Origin of the sequence: Liquorilactobacillus sp. (assembly GCF_047719775.1) — a bacterium.
Classification (GTDB): Bacteria; Bacillota; Bacilli; order Lactobacillales; family Lactobacillaceae; genus Liquorilactobacillus.
In genome coordinates, this window is the sequence record NZ_JBDNTS010000003.1 from 121,561 (window position 1) to 140,807 (window position 19,247).

General features: G+C 38.2%; 18 protein-coding genes and 1 pseudogene. 9 read left to right on the forward strand and 10 right to left on the reverse strand.

Features of this window, described 5'->3' with window-relative positions; genetic code table 11:
- Positions 1-81: 81 nt before the first annotated feature.
- Entirely contained in the window at positions 82-819 is a 738-nt protein-coding gene (locus tag ABF682_RS02585; RefSeq protein WP_415618931.1) for a MurR/RpiR family transcriptional regulator, read from the reverse strand.
- Between the two features lie 450 nt (positions 820-1,269).
- On the opposite strand from ABF682_RS02585, the pseudogene celB reads away from it, so the two are divergent.
- The 9 genes and pseudogenes from celB (at position 1,270) to ABF682_RS02630 (ending at position 9,251) form a co-directional block, all read left to right on the forward strand.
- A pseudogene (gene celB, locus ABF682_RS02590) lies at positions 1,270-2,621 on the forward strand (PTS cellobiose transporter subunit IIC).
- 299 nt (positions 2,622-2,920) lie between these two features.
- On the forward strand, positions 2,921-4,369 hold the full coding sequence (locus ABF682_RS02595) for a 6-phospho-beta-glucosidase (RefSeq protein WP_415618932.1): 1,449 nt from the start codon (positions 2,921-2,923) through the stop codon (positions 4,367-4,369).
- Between the two features lie 17 nt (positions 4,370-4,386).
- On the forward strand, positions 4,387-4,704 hold the full coding sequence (locus ABF682_RS02600) for a PTS lactose/cellobiose transporter subunit IIA (protein WP_415618933.1): 318 nt from the start codon (positions 4,387-4,389) through the stop codon (positions 4,702-4,704).
- Between the two features lie 59 nt (positions 4,705-4,763).
- A complete protein-coding gene (locus ABF682_RS02605; protein ID WP_415618934.1) occupies positions 4,764-5,231 on the forward strand; it encodes a GNAT family N-acetyltransferase in 468 nt (155 codons plus the stop codon).
- A 101-nt stretch (positions 5,232-5,332) separates the two neighbouring features.
- The gene (locus ABF682_RS02610) at positions 5,333-6,220 is read left to right on the forward strand and encodes an ATP-binding cassette domain-containing protein (protein ID WP_415618935.1); all 888 of its coding nucleotides are present in this window, start codon (positions 5,333-5,335) and stop codon (positions 6,218-6,220) included.
- Between the two features lies 1 nt (position 6,221).
- Positions 6,222-6,986: an ABC transporter permease gene (locus tag ABF682_RS02615; RefSeq protein ID WP_415618936.1), complete on the forward strand. Its 765-nt coding sequence runs from the start codon at positions 6,222-6,224 to the stop codon at positions 6,984-6,986.
- Positions 6,976-8,088 carry a sensor histidine kinase gene (locus ABF682_RS02620; protein ID WP_415618937.1) on the forward strand — a complete coding sequence of 371 codons (1,113 nt, stop codon included), beginning with the start codon at positions 6,976-6,978 and terminating at the stop codon, positions 8,086-8,088. Before ABF682_RS02615 ends, ABF682_RS02620 begins: the two co-directional genes overlap by 11 nt.
- A complete protein-coding gene (locus ABF682_RS02625; RefSeq protein ID WP_289981252.1) occupies positions 8,081-8,686 on the forward strand; it encodes a DNA-binding response regulator in 606 nt (201 codons plus the stop codon). Before ABF682_RS02620 ends, ABF682_RS02625 begins: the two co-directional genes overlap by 8 nt.
- Before the next feature lie 79 nt (positions 8,687-8,765).
- On the forward strand, positions 8,766-9,251 hold the full coding sequence (locus ABF682_RS02630) for a glutathione peroxidase (protein WP_289981253.1): 486 nt from the start codon (positions 8,766-8,768) through the stop codon (positions 9,249-9,251).
- A gap of 154 nt (positions 9,252-9,405) precedes the next feature.
- Here the strand turns inward: ABF682_RS02630 and ABF682_RS02635 are convergent, their stop codons facing one another.
- The 9 genes from ABF682_RS02635 to ABF682_RS02675 all read right to left on the reverse strand — a co-directional run bounded on the left by ABF682_RS02635 (position 9,406) and on the right by ABF682_RS02675 (position 19,239).
- Complete coding sequence (locus ABF682_RS02635; RefSeq protein WP_415618938.1) at positions 9,406-10,635, reverse strand: NRAMP family divalent metal transporter; 1,230 nt, start codon at positions 10,633-10,635, stop codon at positions 9,406-9,408.
- Positions 10,636-10,665: 30 nt separating this feature from the next.
- Positions 10,666-11,415 (reverse strand): LamB/YcsF family protein, encoded by a 750-nt coding sequence (locus ABF682_RS02640; protein WP_415618939.1) that lies wholly within the window; start codon positions 11,413-11,415, stop codon positions 10,666-10,668.
- A gap of 12 nt (positions 11,416-11,427) precedes the next feature.
- Entirely contained in the window at positions 11,428-12,228 is an 801-nt protein-coding gene (locus ABF682_RS02645) for a putative hydro-lyase (RefSeq protein WP_415618940.1), read from the reverse strand.
- Positions 12,229-12,244: 16 nt separating this feature from the next.
- Positions 12,245-13,573 carry an acetyl/propionyl/methylcrotonyl-CoA carboxylase subunit alpha gene (locus ABF682_RS02650; RefSeq protein WP_415618941.1) on the reverse strand — a complete coding sequence of 443 codons (1,329 nt, stop codon included), beginning with the start codon at positions 13,571-13,573 and terminating at the stop codon, positions 12,245-12,247.
- Positions 13,574-13,583: 10 nt separating this feature from the next.
- Entirely contained in the window at positions 13,584-14,000 is a 417-nt protein-coding gene (accB, locus tag ABF682_RS02655; protein ID WP_415618942.1) for an acetyl-CoA carboxylase biotin carboxyl carrier protein, read from the reverse strand.
- A 14-nt stretch (positions 14,001-14,014) separates the two neighbouring features.
- Positions 14,015-15,028, reverse strand: coding sequence for a biotin-dependent carboxyltransferase family protein (locus tag ABF682_RS02660; RefSeq protein ID WP_289981154.1), 1,014 nt, complete (start codon positions 15,026-15,028; stop codon positions 14,015-14,017).
- 12 nt (positions 15,029-15,040) lie between these two features.
- Complete coding sequence (gene pxpB, locus ABF682_RS02665; RefSeq protein WP_415618943.1) at positions 15,041-15,769, reverse strand: 5-oxoprolinase subunit PxpB; 729 nt, start codon at positions 15,767-15,769, stop codon at positions 15,041-15,043.
- Positions 15,770-16,187: 418 nt separating this feature from the next.
- The gene (locus ABF682_RS02670; protein ID WP_415618944.1) at positions 16,188-17,603 is read right to left on the reverse strand and encodes an anion permease; all 1,416 of its coding nucleotides are present in this window, start codon (positions 17,601-17,603) and stop codon (positions 16,188-16,190) included.
- Positions 17,604-17,619: 16 nt separating this feature from the next.
- Positions 17,620-19,239: a malolactic enzyme gene (locus ABF682_RS02675; RefSeq protein ID WP_415618945.1), complete on the reverse strand. Its 1,620-nt coding sequence runs from the start codon at positions 19,237-19,239 to the stop codon at positions 17,620-17,622.
- Positions 19,240-19,247: the final 8 nt, after the last annotated feature.

The window sequence follows — 19,247 nt, forward strand, 5'->3', positions numbered from 1 at the left end:
GCTTATTGTTATAAATAATCTAAAAGAATTCTGATAGTACGCAGCTTTTGCTGACTGCTAACAGAATTTTTTTGTCTGTAATTATAAACCGTGTCCAATATTTCTTGCTAAAGCTTCTAGGATGAAAATTACTGGAATTTGAGTGGTAATATTTAAGTCCTTTTTAATGATTTCAGGGCTGACGTTATATGAAAAATTGATTTCAGAAACTTTTGCTAAGGTGCAAAAGTTATTGTTGGTAATGGATACAATGTGGAAGTTGTCGGCCTTTAGACTAATAGCTCGGTTGACAATTTCAGGTGTTTCACCACTAACTGAAAGTATAATAGCAATTTGAGTAGTATCATTGTGAATTTGTTGTGGCAAAGGGTAAAAGGGATCGACGTTATAAATGGAGTTGATTCCCAGATTAGAGAATTGACGGGCACCATACTGGGCAAGGACACCAGATGTCCCAATTCCAAAAAAAAGGACATTATTTGTATTTGAAGTTAAATTTTTAAAAGCTGCTAATTCATGCGAATATTGCTGAAGAAGAGGACGATTAAAAAATGTGCTTGCTGAGTCAACGATTTCAGTATCATAATCTACTGCTAACTTTTGGTTTTGCAAGATGATTTGTTGTTGTTTTAAATTAAACTTAAATTCTTGAAAACTATCGTAACCCATTTTTTTAATACATCTAATAATAGAAGCAGAGGACACATGGATGGCACTGCCTAATTGACGAATACTCAGACTAAGTGCCTTATCGGGATGGGAAATCAGGTAATTATAGATCAAAATTTCTGTTGGGGTAAAGTTATTTAAATCAATCATTTTAGAACTAACCACCTCTCTAAAGTGAGTAACAAGTGTATTACACAATAAATATATAATAACATTTAAAAGTTAGAAAAACAGTAAGTGTTACATTATCTGTATAGTGTAACCGCTTTCTTTAAAAGCTAGAAACAGTTAAAATTTTTCGATAAAATGAAGATAGTAAATAAAGGCAAGGAGGGTGTAACAAAACGTACTAGATTACAGAACTAGTTGGGAGGGAACCTTATATGGATTGAAGAAATAAAAATAATTATATTATGTTGCAGGTTTATGTATGTTTATTCTGGTGCAAACGGCAGAACTCGAAATTGATTTGACAGAATGTAATTGGTTTCCAAAAAAAGCATGGCACAGAGAAAAAAGAGTAATGATTAATTAGTGTTTATTATAAATCACAAATTATATTGAGAATAAACAAAATTCGTGAAAAGAGGCGTTGATCTAATGAAAATCTCTGATTCTTTTAAAGAAAATGTAACCGAGAAGGCTGGTAAATTTGCTGGCTCGCGGTTCGTACGAGCGATTATGGAGGCGGGTTATAGTGTTATTGCATTTTCAATTATTGGTGCTGTGTTTTTAATTTTACAAATTTTACCGCAAGCATTTCCAATACCAGGCTTTGCTACTCTCTATGCTAACACAATAGGACATTTTACGAATCTATTTCAGGTTGTTTATAATGCAACCATGGGAATTTTAGCACTAATTTTTGCAGGGACATTCACTTATAGTTATACCAAGATTTATCAAGAGGAAGAACATCTTAATCTGAATCCGCTTAACAGCCTATTCATGTTTTTTATGGCGATGTTCATCACTGTTCCACAATTGGTGTGGAAGGGTGGCTCTATTGAATTTGTACAATCTCTTAGTAAGTCAAATGTTATTGGCGGTGGGTATGCGGTTTCAGCATCTTCAGGGGTTACTAGAATAGCTGCTGTTGGGATTTTTACAGGGTTAGTTGTAGGTTGGTTAACAGTACAGATTTATCTTTTACTGTCAAACATAATTGGTCAATCAAGATGCCACCTGCAGTTCCAGCTGGCGTTGCTAATTCATTCAGCTCTTTGATTCCTGGATTCTGTGTTGCAATTGCTGTTTCGATACTCAATATGTTGCTTGTTTTTGCCGGGACAGATATTTTCAAAATTCTTTATATTCCATTTTCATTTATTAGTGATATTGCAGATACATGGTGGGGATTTTTGATCATTATTTTCTTGATCCATTTTCTCTGGTGGTTTGGGATTCATGGTGCAACAATTATGAGTTCATTTTATACTCCGATTGTCTTAGCGAATATGGCATCTAATAAATTGGGAGCAGATCACTTCTTTGCTGGTGATCCGTTGAATGCCTTTGTTATTATCGGTGGCTCTGGAGCAACTTTAGGAATGACAATCTGGATGGTTGCTAGAGCAAGGTCAGTTCAATTACAAGAAATTGGAAAAGCAGAGATAGTACCTGCGTTCTTTAATATTAATGAACCCTTACTTTTTGGTTTACCGATTGTCTATAATGTACAGCTATTTATTCCGTTCGTTTTTGCACCGTTGGCTTCTGGTGCAGTTGGGTACTTTGCAGTTACCACACATTTGGTAGATAAAATTATTGCCCAACAGCCATGGCCGACACCAATCGGATTAGGTGGATTTATTGCGACTGCAAGCTGGAAAGGTGCAATCCTTGCAATTATTTGTGCGTCAGTTGCGTTTGTTGTATGGTATCCATTTATCAAGCTCTACGATCGATCCTTATTGAAACAAGAACAGGAACAGACAGCAGAGAAGCATTAGTAGTTAGTTGAGAATCAATGGACTAAGAATATAAAACATGATTGCTCTTGTCGAATGGAAATTAGGTTGGTAGAGGATCATAGAGGGCTTTCTTCGGAGAGCTCTTTGTTTTTCAAACTTGCTTAACAATTTGGTGTAGATTGATAAATTAAAAAAGCATGTTACTGAAACATTCTTCAAAAAATAAAACAAGTAACAATTTAAGAATGTTGATGCAAAAGAGCAGATCTTCAGCAAATTTTAAACGCTTTCAGTTACACTGATTATAGTGAATATAATTATTTAAGGAGTGATATAAAGTGGGTAAAGAAAATAATTACAAATTACCGCAGGATTTCTTATGGGGTGGTGCAGTAGCCGCACATCAACTGGAAGGTGGTTGGCAAGCAGGCAACAAGGGTGTTAGCGTTGCAGATGTGATGACCAACGGAGCTAATGGAATCGAAAGGAAGATTACAGAGGGCGTAATTGCCGGAGAATATTATCCCAATCATGATGCGATTGATTTTTATCATCAGTACAAGACAGACATCAAGCTCTTTGCTGAAATGGGATTCAAGTGTTTTAGAACATCAATTGCTTGGACAAGAATCTTCCCCAAGGGTGATGAAGTGGCACCAAACGAGGAAGGGCTGAAGTTCTATGATGACTTATTTGATGAATGTCTCAAATATGGGATAGAACCTGTAATCACACTTTCTCATTTTGAGATGCCATATTACTTGGTAACAGAATATGGTGGATGGCGTAACCGCAAAGTAATTGATTATTTTGTGAATTTTGCAACTGTTGTTTTTGAACGCTACAAAAACAAGGTTAAGTATTGGATGACATTCAATGAGATCAATAACCAAACAGATTATAAGCGTGTTTTTTCAATCTTTACTAATTCAGGAATTATACCAAAGGATGGAGAAAATGTGGAAGAGGCGATGTTTCAAGCAGCACATTATGAAGCAGTTGCGAGTGCCTTGGCGGTTCAGATAGGGCATAAGATTAATCCTAATTTTGAGATTGGTGCAATGATTTCAATGGTTCCGCTTTATCCGGCAACTTCTGATCCGAAGGACATCCTCAAGGCACAACGTGCAATGCAATGGCGTTACTGGCTGGGTGACTTGCAAGTACTTGGCAAGTATCCTGAATGGTTATTAAAATATCAGGCAGAACACCATTTGAAGATTGATCGTACACTGGAAGATCTTGATGTCCTTCAAGCAGGAACAGTTGATTATTTAGGGTTTAGTTATTATATGTCATTTACTGTTTCAGCTCATGGGGATGCTAATTCAGTTTATAGTTACGATGAGATGGAGGATCTTGTGCGCAATGAGTATCTTCCTGCATCAGACTGGGGTTGGCAGATTGATCCTGAAGGTTTACGGTATGTAATGAATTGGATGAACGACCGCTATCATTTACCCCAATTCATTGTTGAAAATGGTTTAGGTGCAATTGACAAAGTTGAATCGGATGGTTCAATCCATGATCAATATCGAATTGATTATTTAAAGAAGCATATTGAACAGATGAAGTTAGCGGTTGAAAAAGATGGTGTTGAATTAATGGGCTATACTCCATGGGGGTGTATCGATCTCGTTTCTGCTGGAAGCGGTCAGATGGATAAACGTTATGGTTTTATCTATGTTGACAAGAACGACAAGGCTGAAGGCACACTGGACAGAAGCCGAAAGGATTCATTCTACTGGTATAAAAAAGTTATCGAATCACAAGGTGCACAATTATAATTTCGGAGATGATCTAAATGGATGAAAAACAGCAAGAGATAGTTATGGGATTAATTATAAATGGCGGGAATGCTAAAGGTGCAGCATTTGAGGCTATTAAGGCGGCTAAAGACGGCGATTTTGAGACGGCAGATAAAAAACTGGAAAGTGCAGATGAGTTCATGTCTCAGGCGCATAATGTGCAGACTGGGATGTTAACAGCTGAAGCTAATGGTGACCATGCAGAGGTAAACTTGTTAATGGTCCATGCACAAGATCATATTATGAATGCAATTACTTTTAGAGATTTAGCTGGGGAATTAGTTGATTTGTATCGGAAGTTAGCTACACAATAATTAGATAGGTTTCTTGTTGATTTTTGAAGTGAAGTTTATAATCACTTTTGAGGTGAGTAATGGTGAACTATGTGATTGCGAAGATGACTCAAAAGAGTGCAGTAAGTGTTGCACAATGGCATTATCAAGATGAGTACGAGTTTTATGATATGATAGCTGATCCAGAAGACTATCAAGAATTGATGAACAAAGAACTACGTGGTGATAGTTACTATCAGGTTACACAAGCAGGGATGTTAATTGGCTTTTTCGTAGTTGAGAAGACTGATAGACAAGAAGTAGTTGAGGTTGGTCTTGGAATGGCACCAGAGTTAACGGGTCAAGGAAAGGGCTTTGAATTTGTGAGAGCAGTCTTGAAGTATGTATTGCATTTAAAAACTCCAGAAAAAATTTTATTTGATGTTGCAAAGTTTAATGTACGTGCGCAAAAATTGTACCAAAAGATTGGCTTCAAAGTTGTGAATTATCACGAACAAGAAACGAATGGAGGAAGTTATCCGTTTGTTTTGATGGTTAAATCTTTTTGAAAATTATAACGAATTATGACATTTGTCATCCCCAGTCAATTACAATCCTGACTGGGGATTTTTGCTGTCTTGTTTTAAGATATGTTGCATGGGGGTGCATGATGAAACAGATTATAAGTGTTAAGAATTTGAGCTTTAGTTATGGCGAAACTGAAATTATAAAAGGAATAGATTTGAGTATTAATGAAGGAGAAATTATTGGTTTAATTGGTGAAAATGGTGCAGGAAAGACCACCTTACTGAATATTCTACTAGGCCTATTGCCAAGTAAAAACAATGTTCAGGTTTTTGGAAAGCAACCGGGTTCGTTGATAGCTAAACAAAAGATAGGGTCAATGCTGCAAGGCGATTTAGTATTATCTAGCGTCAGAGTTGAAGAATTCTTAGAAGAAGTTGCAATGCAGTATAGCAATGCTATCCCACTCGAACAAATATTAATGCAGTTAGGCTTAGAACAACAGCGACGCAAGTTTTTAAAGGAGTTATCAGGTGGACTGATGCGCAGAGTCACATTTGCGCAAGCATTGTTAAGCAATCCCGACTTGCTTTTTTTAGATGAGCCAACCGTTGGGATGGACGCCCAAGCAAGGCATGTTTTCTGGGAACATATCAAAGAACTCCAACGACAAGGGAAAACAATGATTATTACAAGTCATTATTTGGAGGAAATTCAACAAGTTGCTAGTCGATTAATTATTTTACAAAAAGGACAGTTCATATTCCAAGGAACTTTGAAAGAATTACAAGATAGGCATAAACAAACAACAATTACTATTACTAGTGAATCTGAAAAACCAAATTTTGCAGAATTAATGGGCGTAATCAGTGTTGAAAGAAATAGCAGTCAAGTTGCAATCAAGACAGTTGATGGAGACAGTACATTAAAGGAATTATTATTGAAGTATCCAGATGTTTCGAATATTACGGTTGAACATGAGTCATTGGAAAGAATATTTTTGCAGATGACAAAAGATAAGGAGCAACGATAAAATGATTAACATCATGAGACAGCTAAAATTTGACGCGCTAAGATTGGTAATTCGCAATAAATCATTTTTATTTTTCACATTACTGATGCCTGCAGGCTTTTATTTATTATTTACGAAGGTAATGGTAGTTGGAAGCGGGACAGAGATGCATCAATTCTATATGACCTATATGGGTAGTATGACAATCTACAGTGGAGTAATCGGTGCAATTTTTGGGGTATCAACAATCTTAAAAAGAGATCGTGATAAGGGCTTGGTTTTATTTCTGCAAATGACGCCAACAGGTAGTAAGAATTATTATATTTCAGTGTATACAATTACGGTGTTGCTTAATCTTTGTGCAGTAATAGTTTTGGGTCTACTAGCAAGACTTGTTAACAATGTTGATTTGAGCTTAAAACAATCTGCTATGATTTTATTGATTGTACTAGTTGGGCAGATTCCAATGATTTTATTGGGAACACTGATGTCTTACTTTAAAACGCAAGAGACTTTGAGCGTTGCCAGCAACTTGATTGCTTTTCCATTAGCGATAGTTAGTGGATTGTGGTGGTCAATCAATACTATGCCAGATTGGCTGCAAGGAATTGGCAAAGTAATGCCGACGTATTTTGCGAATAATTTATTAGAAAAAGCAATGCTGCATAGCCAGTTCGATTTAGAGGATATCTATGGTATTATTACGTGGATAGTGATGATGGGTTGTCTGACAAGATTGGTTGTGAAGATACAGCAAAAGAAGGGACTAAGAATTAGTGAAGCTTAATGGCTTTAATAAGCTTAAAAGATTAGATTGGATTTCATATGTTTGGCTAATATATTTACCTTACACATTAATTCAGTTTATTCCAATTAAAAGTAGTAAAGATGTATATTGGCTCTTACTAGCAAGCCTATTTTTACTGCTGTATATCATAGTTAATGAGGTAAGGGAGTATCGTTATCTTACAATTCCCCTCGAATTATTTGTGACAGGGCTCTTTGCAGTTTTCAATTTTAATCTATACTTGATTATTTTTCCTGCATGGCAAGTACCTTGGATACTAGTTCATTATCCAAGAAAATATCAAAAATACTTTATAGTGGCTTATTATGTCATAGTTGGAATTGCTTTGGCTAGAATTCAAGTAAAATATCCGATGTTTTGGAGGGATGGTTCATCAATGGGGTTACTTTTTCCCTGTGTTTCTCCAATTATTTCCAATACATTAGCAATCTCATCATTCAGACAACATCAGTTAAATCAAACAAATCGTAGACTTGAGACGATTATTCAGCGTGGTGAACGTGAACGAATTGCACGTGATCTCCATGATACATTAGGTCAAAGTTTCTCGATGATTACGATTAAGACAGAATTGGCGAAAAAGCTCTTGACTAAGAGTCCAGATAAGGTGGCTGCAGAATTAAATGATATTGAACAGACCAGTCGCCAAAATCTGCAATTAGTACGTTCAATCGTTAATAACCTGCATCAACAATCCTTTAATGAAATTCTCTTAGAACAAAGTAAGAATCTTGCAACAGCAAACCTTTTATTGCTTACCACAGGAGAGGAACAGGCAGTTAAATGGCCGACACAAATTCAAGCAAGTTTTGGAAAGACTTTAACTGAGGCAATCAGCAATATCTTGCACCACGCTAAGGCTCATCAGGTTCAATTAATCTTTTCTGCCAATGAAGACTCCTATAGGGTTGAAGTGATTGATGATGGAATTGGGAAGGAATTTGTAAGGGTTGGCGGCAATGGGATTAGAGGAATGCGTGAACGAATGATTCAAGCAAATGGAAAGTTTGAAATCTATCACGATTATCGTGGGACGCATGTGGTGTTGACACAAATGAAGGTGAACGAAGACGATGATTAAAATATATTTAGCAGAAGATCAAAGCTTGTTAAATAGCGCTTTGACACAATTATTAGATTTGGAAGATGACTTTATGGTCATAGGCAATGCTGTTAATGGAGCAAGAGCTTGGCAAGACCTGCAAGTTTTGAAACCAGATGTTGCAATTTTAGATATTGAAATGCCTAAGATGACAGGTTTAGAAGTTGCATTGAGGGTAAATGAAAAGAAATTAAAGGAGAAGGTTATTATTCTGACAACATTTGCACAAAAGGCTTATTTTGAACAAGCTGTCTTGGCAAATGTCTCAGGATACTTGTTGAAAGACAGTCCGAGCGAAGAACTTATAACAGCAATCAGAGCGGTGTCAGCCGGTAAAACAATTTTTGCACCAGAACTTGTAGTTAATATGGTTTCTGAAGAGAACAATCCACTTAGCACAAGAGAAATGGAAGTTCTGACGGTGGCTGAATCTGGAATTACAACGAAGCAGATAGCACAACAGCTCTTTTTATCAGAAGGAACGGTGCGTAATTATTTATCTGCAATCTTCAGCAAGTTAGGGGTACATAATAGGATTGAGGCAATTAAAATGGCTAAGGATAATAAATGGTTCTGAAGCTTGAATGAGCCAGCCTAATATCTTATCAAAATAAAACTTTGGGATTATACTTGTACTTAAAGGAGATGACACAAGAATGGCTACAATCTATGATTTTGAGGTATCGCGTGAAGATGGGAAAGAGTATCCGCTTTCTAAGTATAAAGGGAAGACACTGTTAGTTGTCAACACAGCTACAAAATGCGGTTTAGCTCCACAGTTTGCAGAATTAGAGGAACTTTATGAGAAGTATAAAGATGATGGTTTGGTTATTTTGGGCTTCCCGTCTAACCAGTTTAAGCAAGAGCTTGCTAATGGACAAGATGCTGCACAGGCATGTCGAACAACATATGGAGTGTCATTTCCAATGCATGAACTAACTGTTGTGAATGGGAAGGAAACTGCCCCATTATTCAAGTACCTGAAAAAAGAGGCACCCGGTGAATTAGGGAATTCCATTAAGTGGAATTTTACTAAGTTTTTGATAGATCCAACTGGTAAAGTTTTGCAGCGCTTTGCACCAAAAACAAAACCTAAGGCATTTGAGAATGATATCCAGAAAGTATTGCCACAGATAAAATAATATGTGAAACTAAAAAAGAGATTAGGCCAAAAATTAGCTTTTGAACCTATCTCTTTTTTATTGCGAGTAAATATGTTCCATGAGTCAAAATGTCTAACTCTAAATTCTTCCGATTTATATCACACTTTTTGTGTTAAAAGTGCCATTAAGTTATTTAAAACAATCCAATCACTGTCTTGATACTTGCGAACGCCATGAAAGCCACAACAAACCAGCCAGAAATAATTAACCATTTGGGGTGGTGATAGTCACCAATAATTTTCTTGGAAACACTGGCGATTAGGAGAATTGCTAGTGCAATTGGAAGAACAAATCCGTTGGCCGCACCAACAAAAACAAGGACCTTTGCAGGGCTACCGATAATATAGAAGATAACAGTTGAGATTACAATGAAACTGATTATTAGAACTTTGCGTGACTTCTGCAAACCACTTTTTGACTTAACTGCAAAATCTAAGAAAGAAGTTGAGGTAAATGTCGAACCAAGGATTGAAGTCATCCCAGCCGCAAAGAGTAATAAGCCAAAGAACTTGTAGCCAAAGTTACCTGCAGCATATTTAAAAATTGAGGCTGCTGGGTTGGTGGGATCAAGTTTGTAGCCTGTTACGACAACAGCAAGGCCTGCCAAGAAGAGCAGTACACGGATAACGGAGGCAATTCCAATTCCTGTCAACGCACCCTCATTAACGTATTTAATATTTTGCTTACCCTTCATTCCACCCTCAATTAAGCGATGACCACCTGAAAATGAAATATAACCACCAACAGTTCCCCCAACGATTGTAACAATGGAATAGAAGTCGATTTTTGTAGGTAAAAATGCATGGTGAACGGCCGCTTGGTAAGGGACAGCCATGATAAAAATAATATAAAGTAAGATTGCAACTTTAACAACAGCAAGAGCCTGAACGGTACGATCCATAACAGTTAAAGCATTTTTGACCACGAAGATGATAATTGCAAGTGCACCAGCAATTACGGCACCATTTTCAGGTGAGATCCCGAAAAGTACATTGAGGCCAAGACCTGCGCCCCCAACATTCCCAATATTGAAAAAAAGACCCCCAACAGCAACAAGGAATGAAAGTACATAGCCAAGGCCAGGGAAGATTTCGTTAGCAATCACTTGTGCTTTCTTGCCGCTGACCACAATGATCCGCCAAACATTCATTTGGACGATGATATCGAAAATAATACAAATTAGAATTGCAAAGCCAAAGTCGGCACCCATTTGACCAGTAAATGTTGCAGTTTGTGTTAAGAATCCGGGACCTACGGCGGCCATAGCCATTAAGAATGCGGCGCCCATAGCAATGCTGCGGGGTGAAGCTTTAGGTCCGTTTAAATCAGGGATATTGTTAGAATCTTTTGGTTTATTCATCATATTACAAATCCGTCTCTCTTTATGTTTTCTTTAAAAGGCATGCAGTGCAATTTTATTATTTTGCAATGTCTCACGGAGGTTTGCAACAATTGCCAATGCTGCCGCATTATCACCATGGACACAGATAGAGTCAGCCTGGAGTGGTACGGTTGAGCCATCAATTGCAGTTACTGACTGATTTTTTACCATCTCAATTACATGGGCAGCAACTTCTGCGGGGTCAGTAATAACAGCATTTGCTTCACTTCTCGGTACTAGGTTACCATCAGGCAGATAGTTTCTATCTCCGAACACTTCTTGTGCACAACGTATTCCAACTGTTTCTGCAGCTTGAACGGTTTTACTGCCTGCAAGAGCATAAATTGGAAGATCTGGATCAACAGCCTTAATTGCGCGACAGATTGCTAGTGAAAGATCATAATCTTTAGCAGCCATGTTATAGAGTGCACCATGAGGTTTAACATGATGGAGCTTTTTTGAAGATGTAAAGGCCTGAAGTGCCCCAACTTGATATGTTACAAGGTGCTCAACTTCTGTGGGGTGCAACAGCATCTTCCGTCTGCCAAAGCCCTGCAAATCAGGATAACCTGGATGTGCCCCAACTCCGACACCTGCTGCTTCGGCCAGTGCAACTGTTTTAGCCATTACGTCAGGATCACCAGCATGGAAGCCACAAGCAATATTGACAGAGGTCACCAATTGAATGATTTCTTTGTCTTTTCCTAGACTATAGCGGCCAAAACTTTCACCTAAATCACTGTTCAAATCAATTTTTGTCACCAAAATCAACTCCTATTCATATTTTAGTACGGTATTTTTAATATCTGTCACTAGCATGTGACCAGGAGCATGTGTGATTACGAATTCAGGTTTTACCTGCATAATTGCATTTTGTGGAGTTACACCGCATGGCCAAAATACTGGGACTTCACCAGGTTTGATTGTGACAGGATCACCATAATCAGGACTTGAAATATCTGTAATTCCGATTGACTCAGGACTGCCAATTTGAATAGGTGCACCGTGGACTTTCGGCATCGCGGCAGTTACATTGACGGCGGTCACCACCTGATTTTCAGGAATTGGGCGCATGCTGACAACCATATTTCCATGGAATTTACCTGCAGATTCGAGTGGGATCGCTGTATTGTACATAGGAACATTTACACCTTCTGTCAAATGGCGAATTTCAATTCCAGCAGCAATTAGTTCCGCTTCGAAAGAAAAGCTGCAGCCAATTAAGAAGCTTACTAAATCGTCTTGCCAGTAATCCGCGACGCTGGTGACTTCATCTGTAAAACTGCCATTGCGATAGATCCGATAGCGCGGAAAGTCATTTGCCAAGTCAATATCTTGCGCAAATTTGTGTAGCTTTCGACTTCCGACATCACTAACCTCTAAGATTGGACAGGGACGGGGATTTCGTTGGGCGAATAACAGAAAGTCATATGCCAAATTTTTTGGTAAAATTACTAAGTTTGCTTGAGTATACCCTGAAGCTAATCCACTCGTAGGTTTAGTAAATTTTCCTGCACGTATCAGATGACGAACTTCGACTGGTGATAATGATGTTATATCTTTTAGTGAATTCATGTGGACACCTCCAAGGTTAGATTGTGGCAGTTAGTTTATCCAGCCAATTAATATCAGTCTTATTTGCAATATAATCAGGTTCATTCAACAACTGGACCAGAAAATCAAGATTTGTGTTTACACCCGCTATAACTGTTTCATCAAGCGCAGTTCTCATCAAAGCCATTGCTTTCTTCCTTGATGGGGCAAAAGCAATGATTTTAGCAATCATTGAGTCATAATTAGGAGGAACAGTATATCCTTGATAAAGGCCTGTATCTATACGAATTCCATATCCAGTTGGAAGATGCAAAGCGGATATTTTACCTGCAGTTAAGGCGTTTATACGGCATTCAAGTGCAAAACCGTCTGTCGAGATGTGTTCTTGCTTGAAGGAAAGCGACTCACCTTGAGCAACTAATAGCTGTAATTCAACAAGATCAAGCCCACTTGTTAGTTCACTGACAGGATGTTCGACTTGTATGCGGGTGTTCATCTCCATAAAATAAAAATGTTCTGGGTCATCCAACAAGAATTCCATCGTTCCTGCACCAACGTAACCGATTTTTTTAGCAGCATTCACAGAAACAGCAAACATTTTTTGACGAGTTTCTTCTGGTAGTGCGATTGCAGGTGCTTCTTCAATTACTTTTTGATGGTGCTGTTGAATTGTACAGTCGCGCTCACCAACTGCGGACACGTTGCCTTGCTGATCAGCGATGATTTGAACCTCGATATGGCGCGGATGAGGTAGATATTTTTCAAGATACATATGATTATCATTAAAAGCATGTTGAGCTTCACTTTGAGCTAATCCGAATTCTTTGGCGAAGCCAGTAGCACTCTGAATGACACGCATTCCTTTACCACCACCGCCAGCGCTTGCTTTTAGCATAACTGGAAAGCCAATATCTGCAGCATATGCTGCACCACTAGCCAAATCGGTAAATTCAGTCGCTCCACCTGGAACGACTGGAACGACTGGAACGCCGGCTTTTAGCATTGTTTCACGCGCACGTGATTTTTCACCCATCAGTGCAATTACATGTGATCGCGGGCCAATAAAAGTAATTTTTTCATCTTCACACTTTTTGGCGAATTCTTCATTTTCCGATAGGAAACCGTATCCGGGATGAATAGCATCGGAATGGGTAATTTCTGCGGCTGCAATTATTTCGTGAATGTTCAGGTAACTGTTGTTTGGTTCAGCTGGTCCGATGCAGACAGCCTCATCTGCTAATTGGACATGCAAGCTGTTTATATCTGCAACAGAGTATACTGCTACTGTTTTTAATTCTAAATTGTGGCAGGCACGAATGATACGCACGGCAATTTCTCCACGATTAGCAACTAAAACCTTTTTCAAATTTAACACCTCAATTCTCAAGTACAACGAGAGGCGTATTGTACTCAACGGGACTATCGTTGGTAATTAGAATATCTGTAATAATACCAGCCACATCGGACTTAACTTCAGTCATCATTTTCATCGCTTCGATAATACCAATAATTTGCCCTTTTTGAATCTGGTCGCCAACCTTGACGAAGGGCTCCTCTTGTGGACTTGGCGATGTATAGAAGGTTCCAACAAATGGTGCATTTACTGTAAGTTTTTTATTTTCTACGGCTTCTCCACCGACCAGTGGTGCTTGTTCACTCGTAACTGAAGCAGTCGGAAAAATGGTTGCTTCTTTTTTCAAAACAATCTTATCTTCACCGTTTTTAATCTCGAGATGTGTCAGACCTGCCGCTTGGAATTTACTAATTAGTTCATCCAGACTTGGTATTTCCATAATAGAAGCCTCCTTTAACTGTTTAAAATTGTTTCTGCGATTTTGCTACTTGCTTTTCTAGTGGGACCAATTGGGTATTGATATCTTTTTTGATAAATGGAATCTGCCAGAGTATTTAAGAATTGATACTGGCTGCGAAGCGCAGCAGTGGCTTCTTTGAGTGAAACTTGTTCAAAGACAAGCGGACAACTTGAAGCGAATTGAACAAATTTACTAAGATCTGCACCGATTATTGTTGCAATTACCGGGTAACCGCCAGCAGTTTGCCGATCCGCCAATAAGGCAATTGGTTGACCGGATCTGGTTATTTGAATATTTCCTAGAACTGCACCTTCGGACAACATATTTTTTTGTGGTATTTCAAGGATTGGACCATCTAATCTGAAGCCCATTCGGTCAGCTTCTGATGAAATTGTAAAGGGCCCAGTCATAAATAGCTGCTGAGCACTTTCAGAGAATAGGTCCCACTGCGGTCCTCTGATAAACCGAAATGAATTTCCAATTGGTTCTTCATTTAAAGATAAGCTTCGATTGGCTAAGCTTGGCATTTGATAGCAATCATTAATAGTTAAACAATCACCTTTGATAAGTGATCGGCCATAATATCCTCCAAGGCTAAGACGAGTATTAGTGGATTGACTATCGAGAATCGGCTTGACTTGAAGCCCATTACCAGCAAAAGCAATGTAACCAAAACGACCACTTTTCATAGGACGAAATGTCAAAAGATCACCTTTTTTTACTGGATAAGTCGTATTCAAACTGATACTTGAATCATTAAGTACCGGTTCTGACTTGCCACCTGTAATTGCAATGAATGTCTCAACATTGAACTTGATTGTTGGTCCAAGAAGACTAAATTCTAGTGTTGCAGATTTTTCAGGGTTATTTACTAGAATATTAGCTAACCGATGTGAGTATTGATCAACTGCACCTGAAACAGGAATACCTTTTGCCTGATGACCGATTCGTCCAAGATCCTGGATAGTTGTTGCTAAGCCTGAATTAATAATCTCAATATTTGGCATGGCTTTCTCCTTTTATTCTGAAATTATTTTAAGCTGATATTCACTATGAGCTGCTAGTTCTTTTATTGCCGAATATTCAGCACGATCAATTTGCCGGAACTTAATCCAATCTCCTGCTTGAAATGGTGGTAATGGATTCTCGGGAGTATAAAGTGTAATGGGGGTTCTGCCTAAAATTCGCCAGCCACCAGGTGAATCAACAGGATACATTCCTGCCTGTTTTCCTGCAATTGCCACACTTCCTGGAGCGATTGAGGCTCGCGGAACAGAAAGTCTGGGCATTGCAATCTGATCAGGGACATTTCCCATAAAGGTAAAACCAGGCAGGAACCCCATCATATAAATAAAATACTTATTAGCAGAATGAAGTTTGATTAATTCTGTGACACTTAGATTACCAAAAGCAGCAACATCTTCGAGATCTATTCCGAATTCAGAATCATAGCAAACCGGGATTTCGAATGTTCGGGTATGCTCATTTTTTGTATCTGGAACATATTGAGCAAGAAAACCTTTTAGCTTAGAACTGAATTCATAATAAGTTGTTTTTCTGATGTCGAAACTGATAGTTAAGGTCCTGTATGCAGGGACAATGTCTGTGATTTCGTAGCCAAATGTATTCTGCAATTGTTGGGCCAGCTCTTGAATCAGCTGATTTTCTGAGACATCTACCTGTTCCGGGAAAACAATGTGGAGTGCTTGTTCACCCGCGGGGACAAAATCATATTTGTAAGTTATCACGGATAACACCTCTAATTATGCTGAAAATAGACTTCGCATTTTTATAAGTTCATAATTAATATTATAACGTTTATTGAGAACTTTTTAAATAGAATCTAACTAAAACCTAATTTTAATTATAGAAAGACGGTTTTAAATTATTTAATTAATTGCACACAATGTTTTTCTTTGGATAATAAAGCGGAATATTTATTCATTAAATATTATTTATAACGAATTCAAAAGAAAAAAGAAACTGAAAATGTGATTTCTGTGACACATTTATCAGGAAAGCCAAAAAAGCTGAATCAAAATTTTAATTTTGATTCAGCCTCTTTATAATTATTACGAATAAACGTGTTTCATAGGTCAAAGCGCTTCATTCAACTTCGAATTTCTCGATCTATGGTATATTCCTTCTTCTTAGCATTAATTATTATTAATAGACTCCACAAATCTTCATCCATAAGCTGCCAAGACCAAGCCAGACAACGAGGTAGAAAATACCTAAGATTGCATTGAGACGCCACCAATCTTTTTGTGAAACGTATCCTGCTGAGAAAAGGATTGGTGCGGGTCCATTACTGTAGTGAGTAGTTGATGCAAATAAGTTACCGAAGAATCCAAGAGATAGTGCCGCCAGTAATGGTGGAACACCCGAGGCAACGGCTACTCCAAGCAAGGCAGAATACATCGCACTGACATGTGCTGTTGCACTCGCAAAGAGGTAATGTGAGTAGAAATAAAACAAGATTAGAACAATTAAGACAAGAGGCCATGACAAACCGTGTACGCTAACTGCAATGGTCTTACTTAGCCAAGGAATGAAGCCAAGAACATTCAGCTCGTTAGCCATCATTACCAATATGGAGAACCATGTTAATGTATTCCAAGCTCCTTTTTCTTGTAGGATGTCGCTCCAATTAAGCACACCAGTTAACAGTAAAAGAGAAAGAGCAATAAATGCAGTCAAAGTTGCATCGATATTTAATGTGTCACCCAAAACCCAAAGAAGTAACGCAATGACGAAAATCCCGGCCATAAATTTTTCAGGTAAAGACATTTTGCCCATTTCCGAAAGCTGTTCATTGGCCCACGCTTTGGCGTTAGGAGTTTCCTTGATTTCGGGAGGATAAAGCTTATATATAATGAATGGAACAAGAATTAAGCTTATAATTCCGGGGACAAGAGCAGCGATAAACCACCCCATCCAAGAAATATTGATATGCGCACTTTTAGCCAAAGACTGTGCTAATGGATTTCCGGCCATCGCAGTTAGGAACATGGCAGCGGTAATCATATTTCCATGAAATTCGGCGAAGGTCAAGAAAGATCCGACTTTACGTTGAGTATCATCTTCAGGAGTAGAGCCAAAAGATCGAGACAAAGAATTAATAATGGGAAACATGATGCCACCCGCACGAGCGGTATTACTAGGTGTCGCAGGTGCAAGAATTAAATCAACACCAATCAGTGAATATGCTAGTCCAAGTGTTTTTTTACCGAAAATCCTCACAAAACCAAGAGCAATTCTACGACCTAACCCAGTTTTGATAAATCCTCTTGAAATGAAGAATGCCATCGCAATTAACCAGATACTATTGTTGCCGAAACCTGCGACAGCCGTATCAATAGGAATTTCGTGAGTAATAACAGTTGTAGTGAATCCTAAGATTGCAACTGCACCAATTGGTAATGGTTGGGTAATACAACCAATTATTGTAGCAACAAAGATTGCAAGCATGTGCCATGCGACGACTGAAACACTCTCTGGTCGAAATGGTGTTGCCAGCCATATAATTAATGCTACAGCAATAGGAATAATAAACTTTTTATAATTCCTATTGGTAGCCAAGATAGTTAAGCCTCCATTAGTATTCAGGTACCCATTTAGTATCATTTATTGCTGCAGAAACATCAGTGATTTTTTCTCTTGTTAAGCCTTGCTTTTTGGCACTTTCAGCAACTGCAAGGGCAACTGTAGTTGAAAAATGATCTAGTTTTGAAACAGGGGGTAAGACGGCAGCTCCAGCTTCTTTAGGATCAACAATTCCACCTAATGAATGAGCAGCAGCTGAGATCATCTCATCATTTAACAGTGTTGCAGTTGAAGCAATTACACCTAAGCCAAGACCTGGGTATACAAGAGCGTTGTTTGCTTGTCCAATGTGATAAGATACACCGTTGAATTCAACATCAGGTGCAGGAACTCCAGTGGCAACAAGTGCACGTCCTTCAGTCCATTCGATTAAATCATGAGCTTTAGCCTCTGCTAATTTTGTTGGGTTAGAAAGAGGGAAAATGATAGGTCTCTCGGTATGAGAAGCCATCTCACGAATTACATCTTCTGTGAATGCTCCGGGCTGTGTGGATGTCCCAACAAGAATCGTAGGATGAACAGCTTTAACAACTGCTAAAAGGTTAGTGAGTTCAGCGGCATTGGTAAATTCACTTCTTGAACGGGCAAAAGGTTTTTGTTCAGGTGTTAACGTTGTGTCATCATCAAACAACAGTCCTTGCTTGTCAACCATATAGAAATGCTTACGAGCTTCTTCTTCACTCAATCCTTCTTGAACAAATTCATCACAAATCCGTTTTGTAATTCCAGCTCCTGCAGTCCCAGCACCAAAGCAAAGATAAATTTGATCAGTCATTTTTTGCTTAGAAATATTTAATGCACCAAGAATCCCAGCAAGGGTAATAATTCCTGTACCTTGGATATCATCATTGAATGTTGTGATTTTATCTTTATATTTGTTGAGCAGGTTAGCTGCATTGTCACGACCGAAATCTTCAAAATGAAGATAAAGATTTGGGAATAAGCGTTCGGCAGATTCAACAAACTTATCTACAAATTCGTAATATTTGTCACCAGTGATGCGGCTATGATGATTACCAAGATAAAGTGAATCATGTAGAAGCTTATCATTATTTGTTCCTGTATCTAAGACAACAGGTAATACTTGACTAGGATCAATTCCAGCTGCAGCAGTGTAGACCATTAACTTGCCAACAGAAATATCAACCCCATTTGTGCCCCAATCACCAATTCCAAGAATTCCTTCAGCATCAGTTACAACAATTAGTCTAATATTACGGCCATTAGCAGCATTTTTAAGCGAGTTTTCAATAGCGTCAGGATCATCGATTGATAAGTAAGTAGCATTTTGCGACTGTACGAATAATTCACTATAGTTCTCAATGGTATCTGCAATTGTTGGATCATAGACAATTGGCATGAACTCAACTACATGTTCACTAAAGAGTTTGAAGAAAAGTATATGATTTTCATTAAAGATTTCCATTAAAAACATGCGTTTTTCAAGGTCAGTTGGTTTTGTTTGGAATTGTGCATATGTTTGAGCAACTTGTTGGTCAAGTGTTTGAACATATGGAGGTAAGAGTCCTTCCAAACCGAATTCCTTACGTTCTTCTAGTGTGAAAGCAGTACCTTTATTTTTGAATGGATCATTTATAATATTCATTCCCATGTCATTTA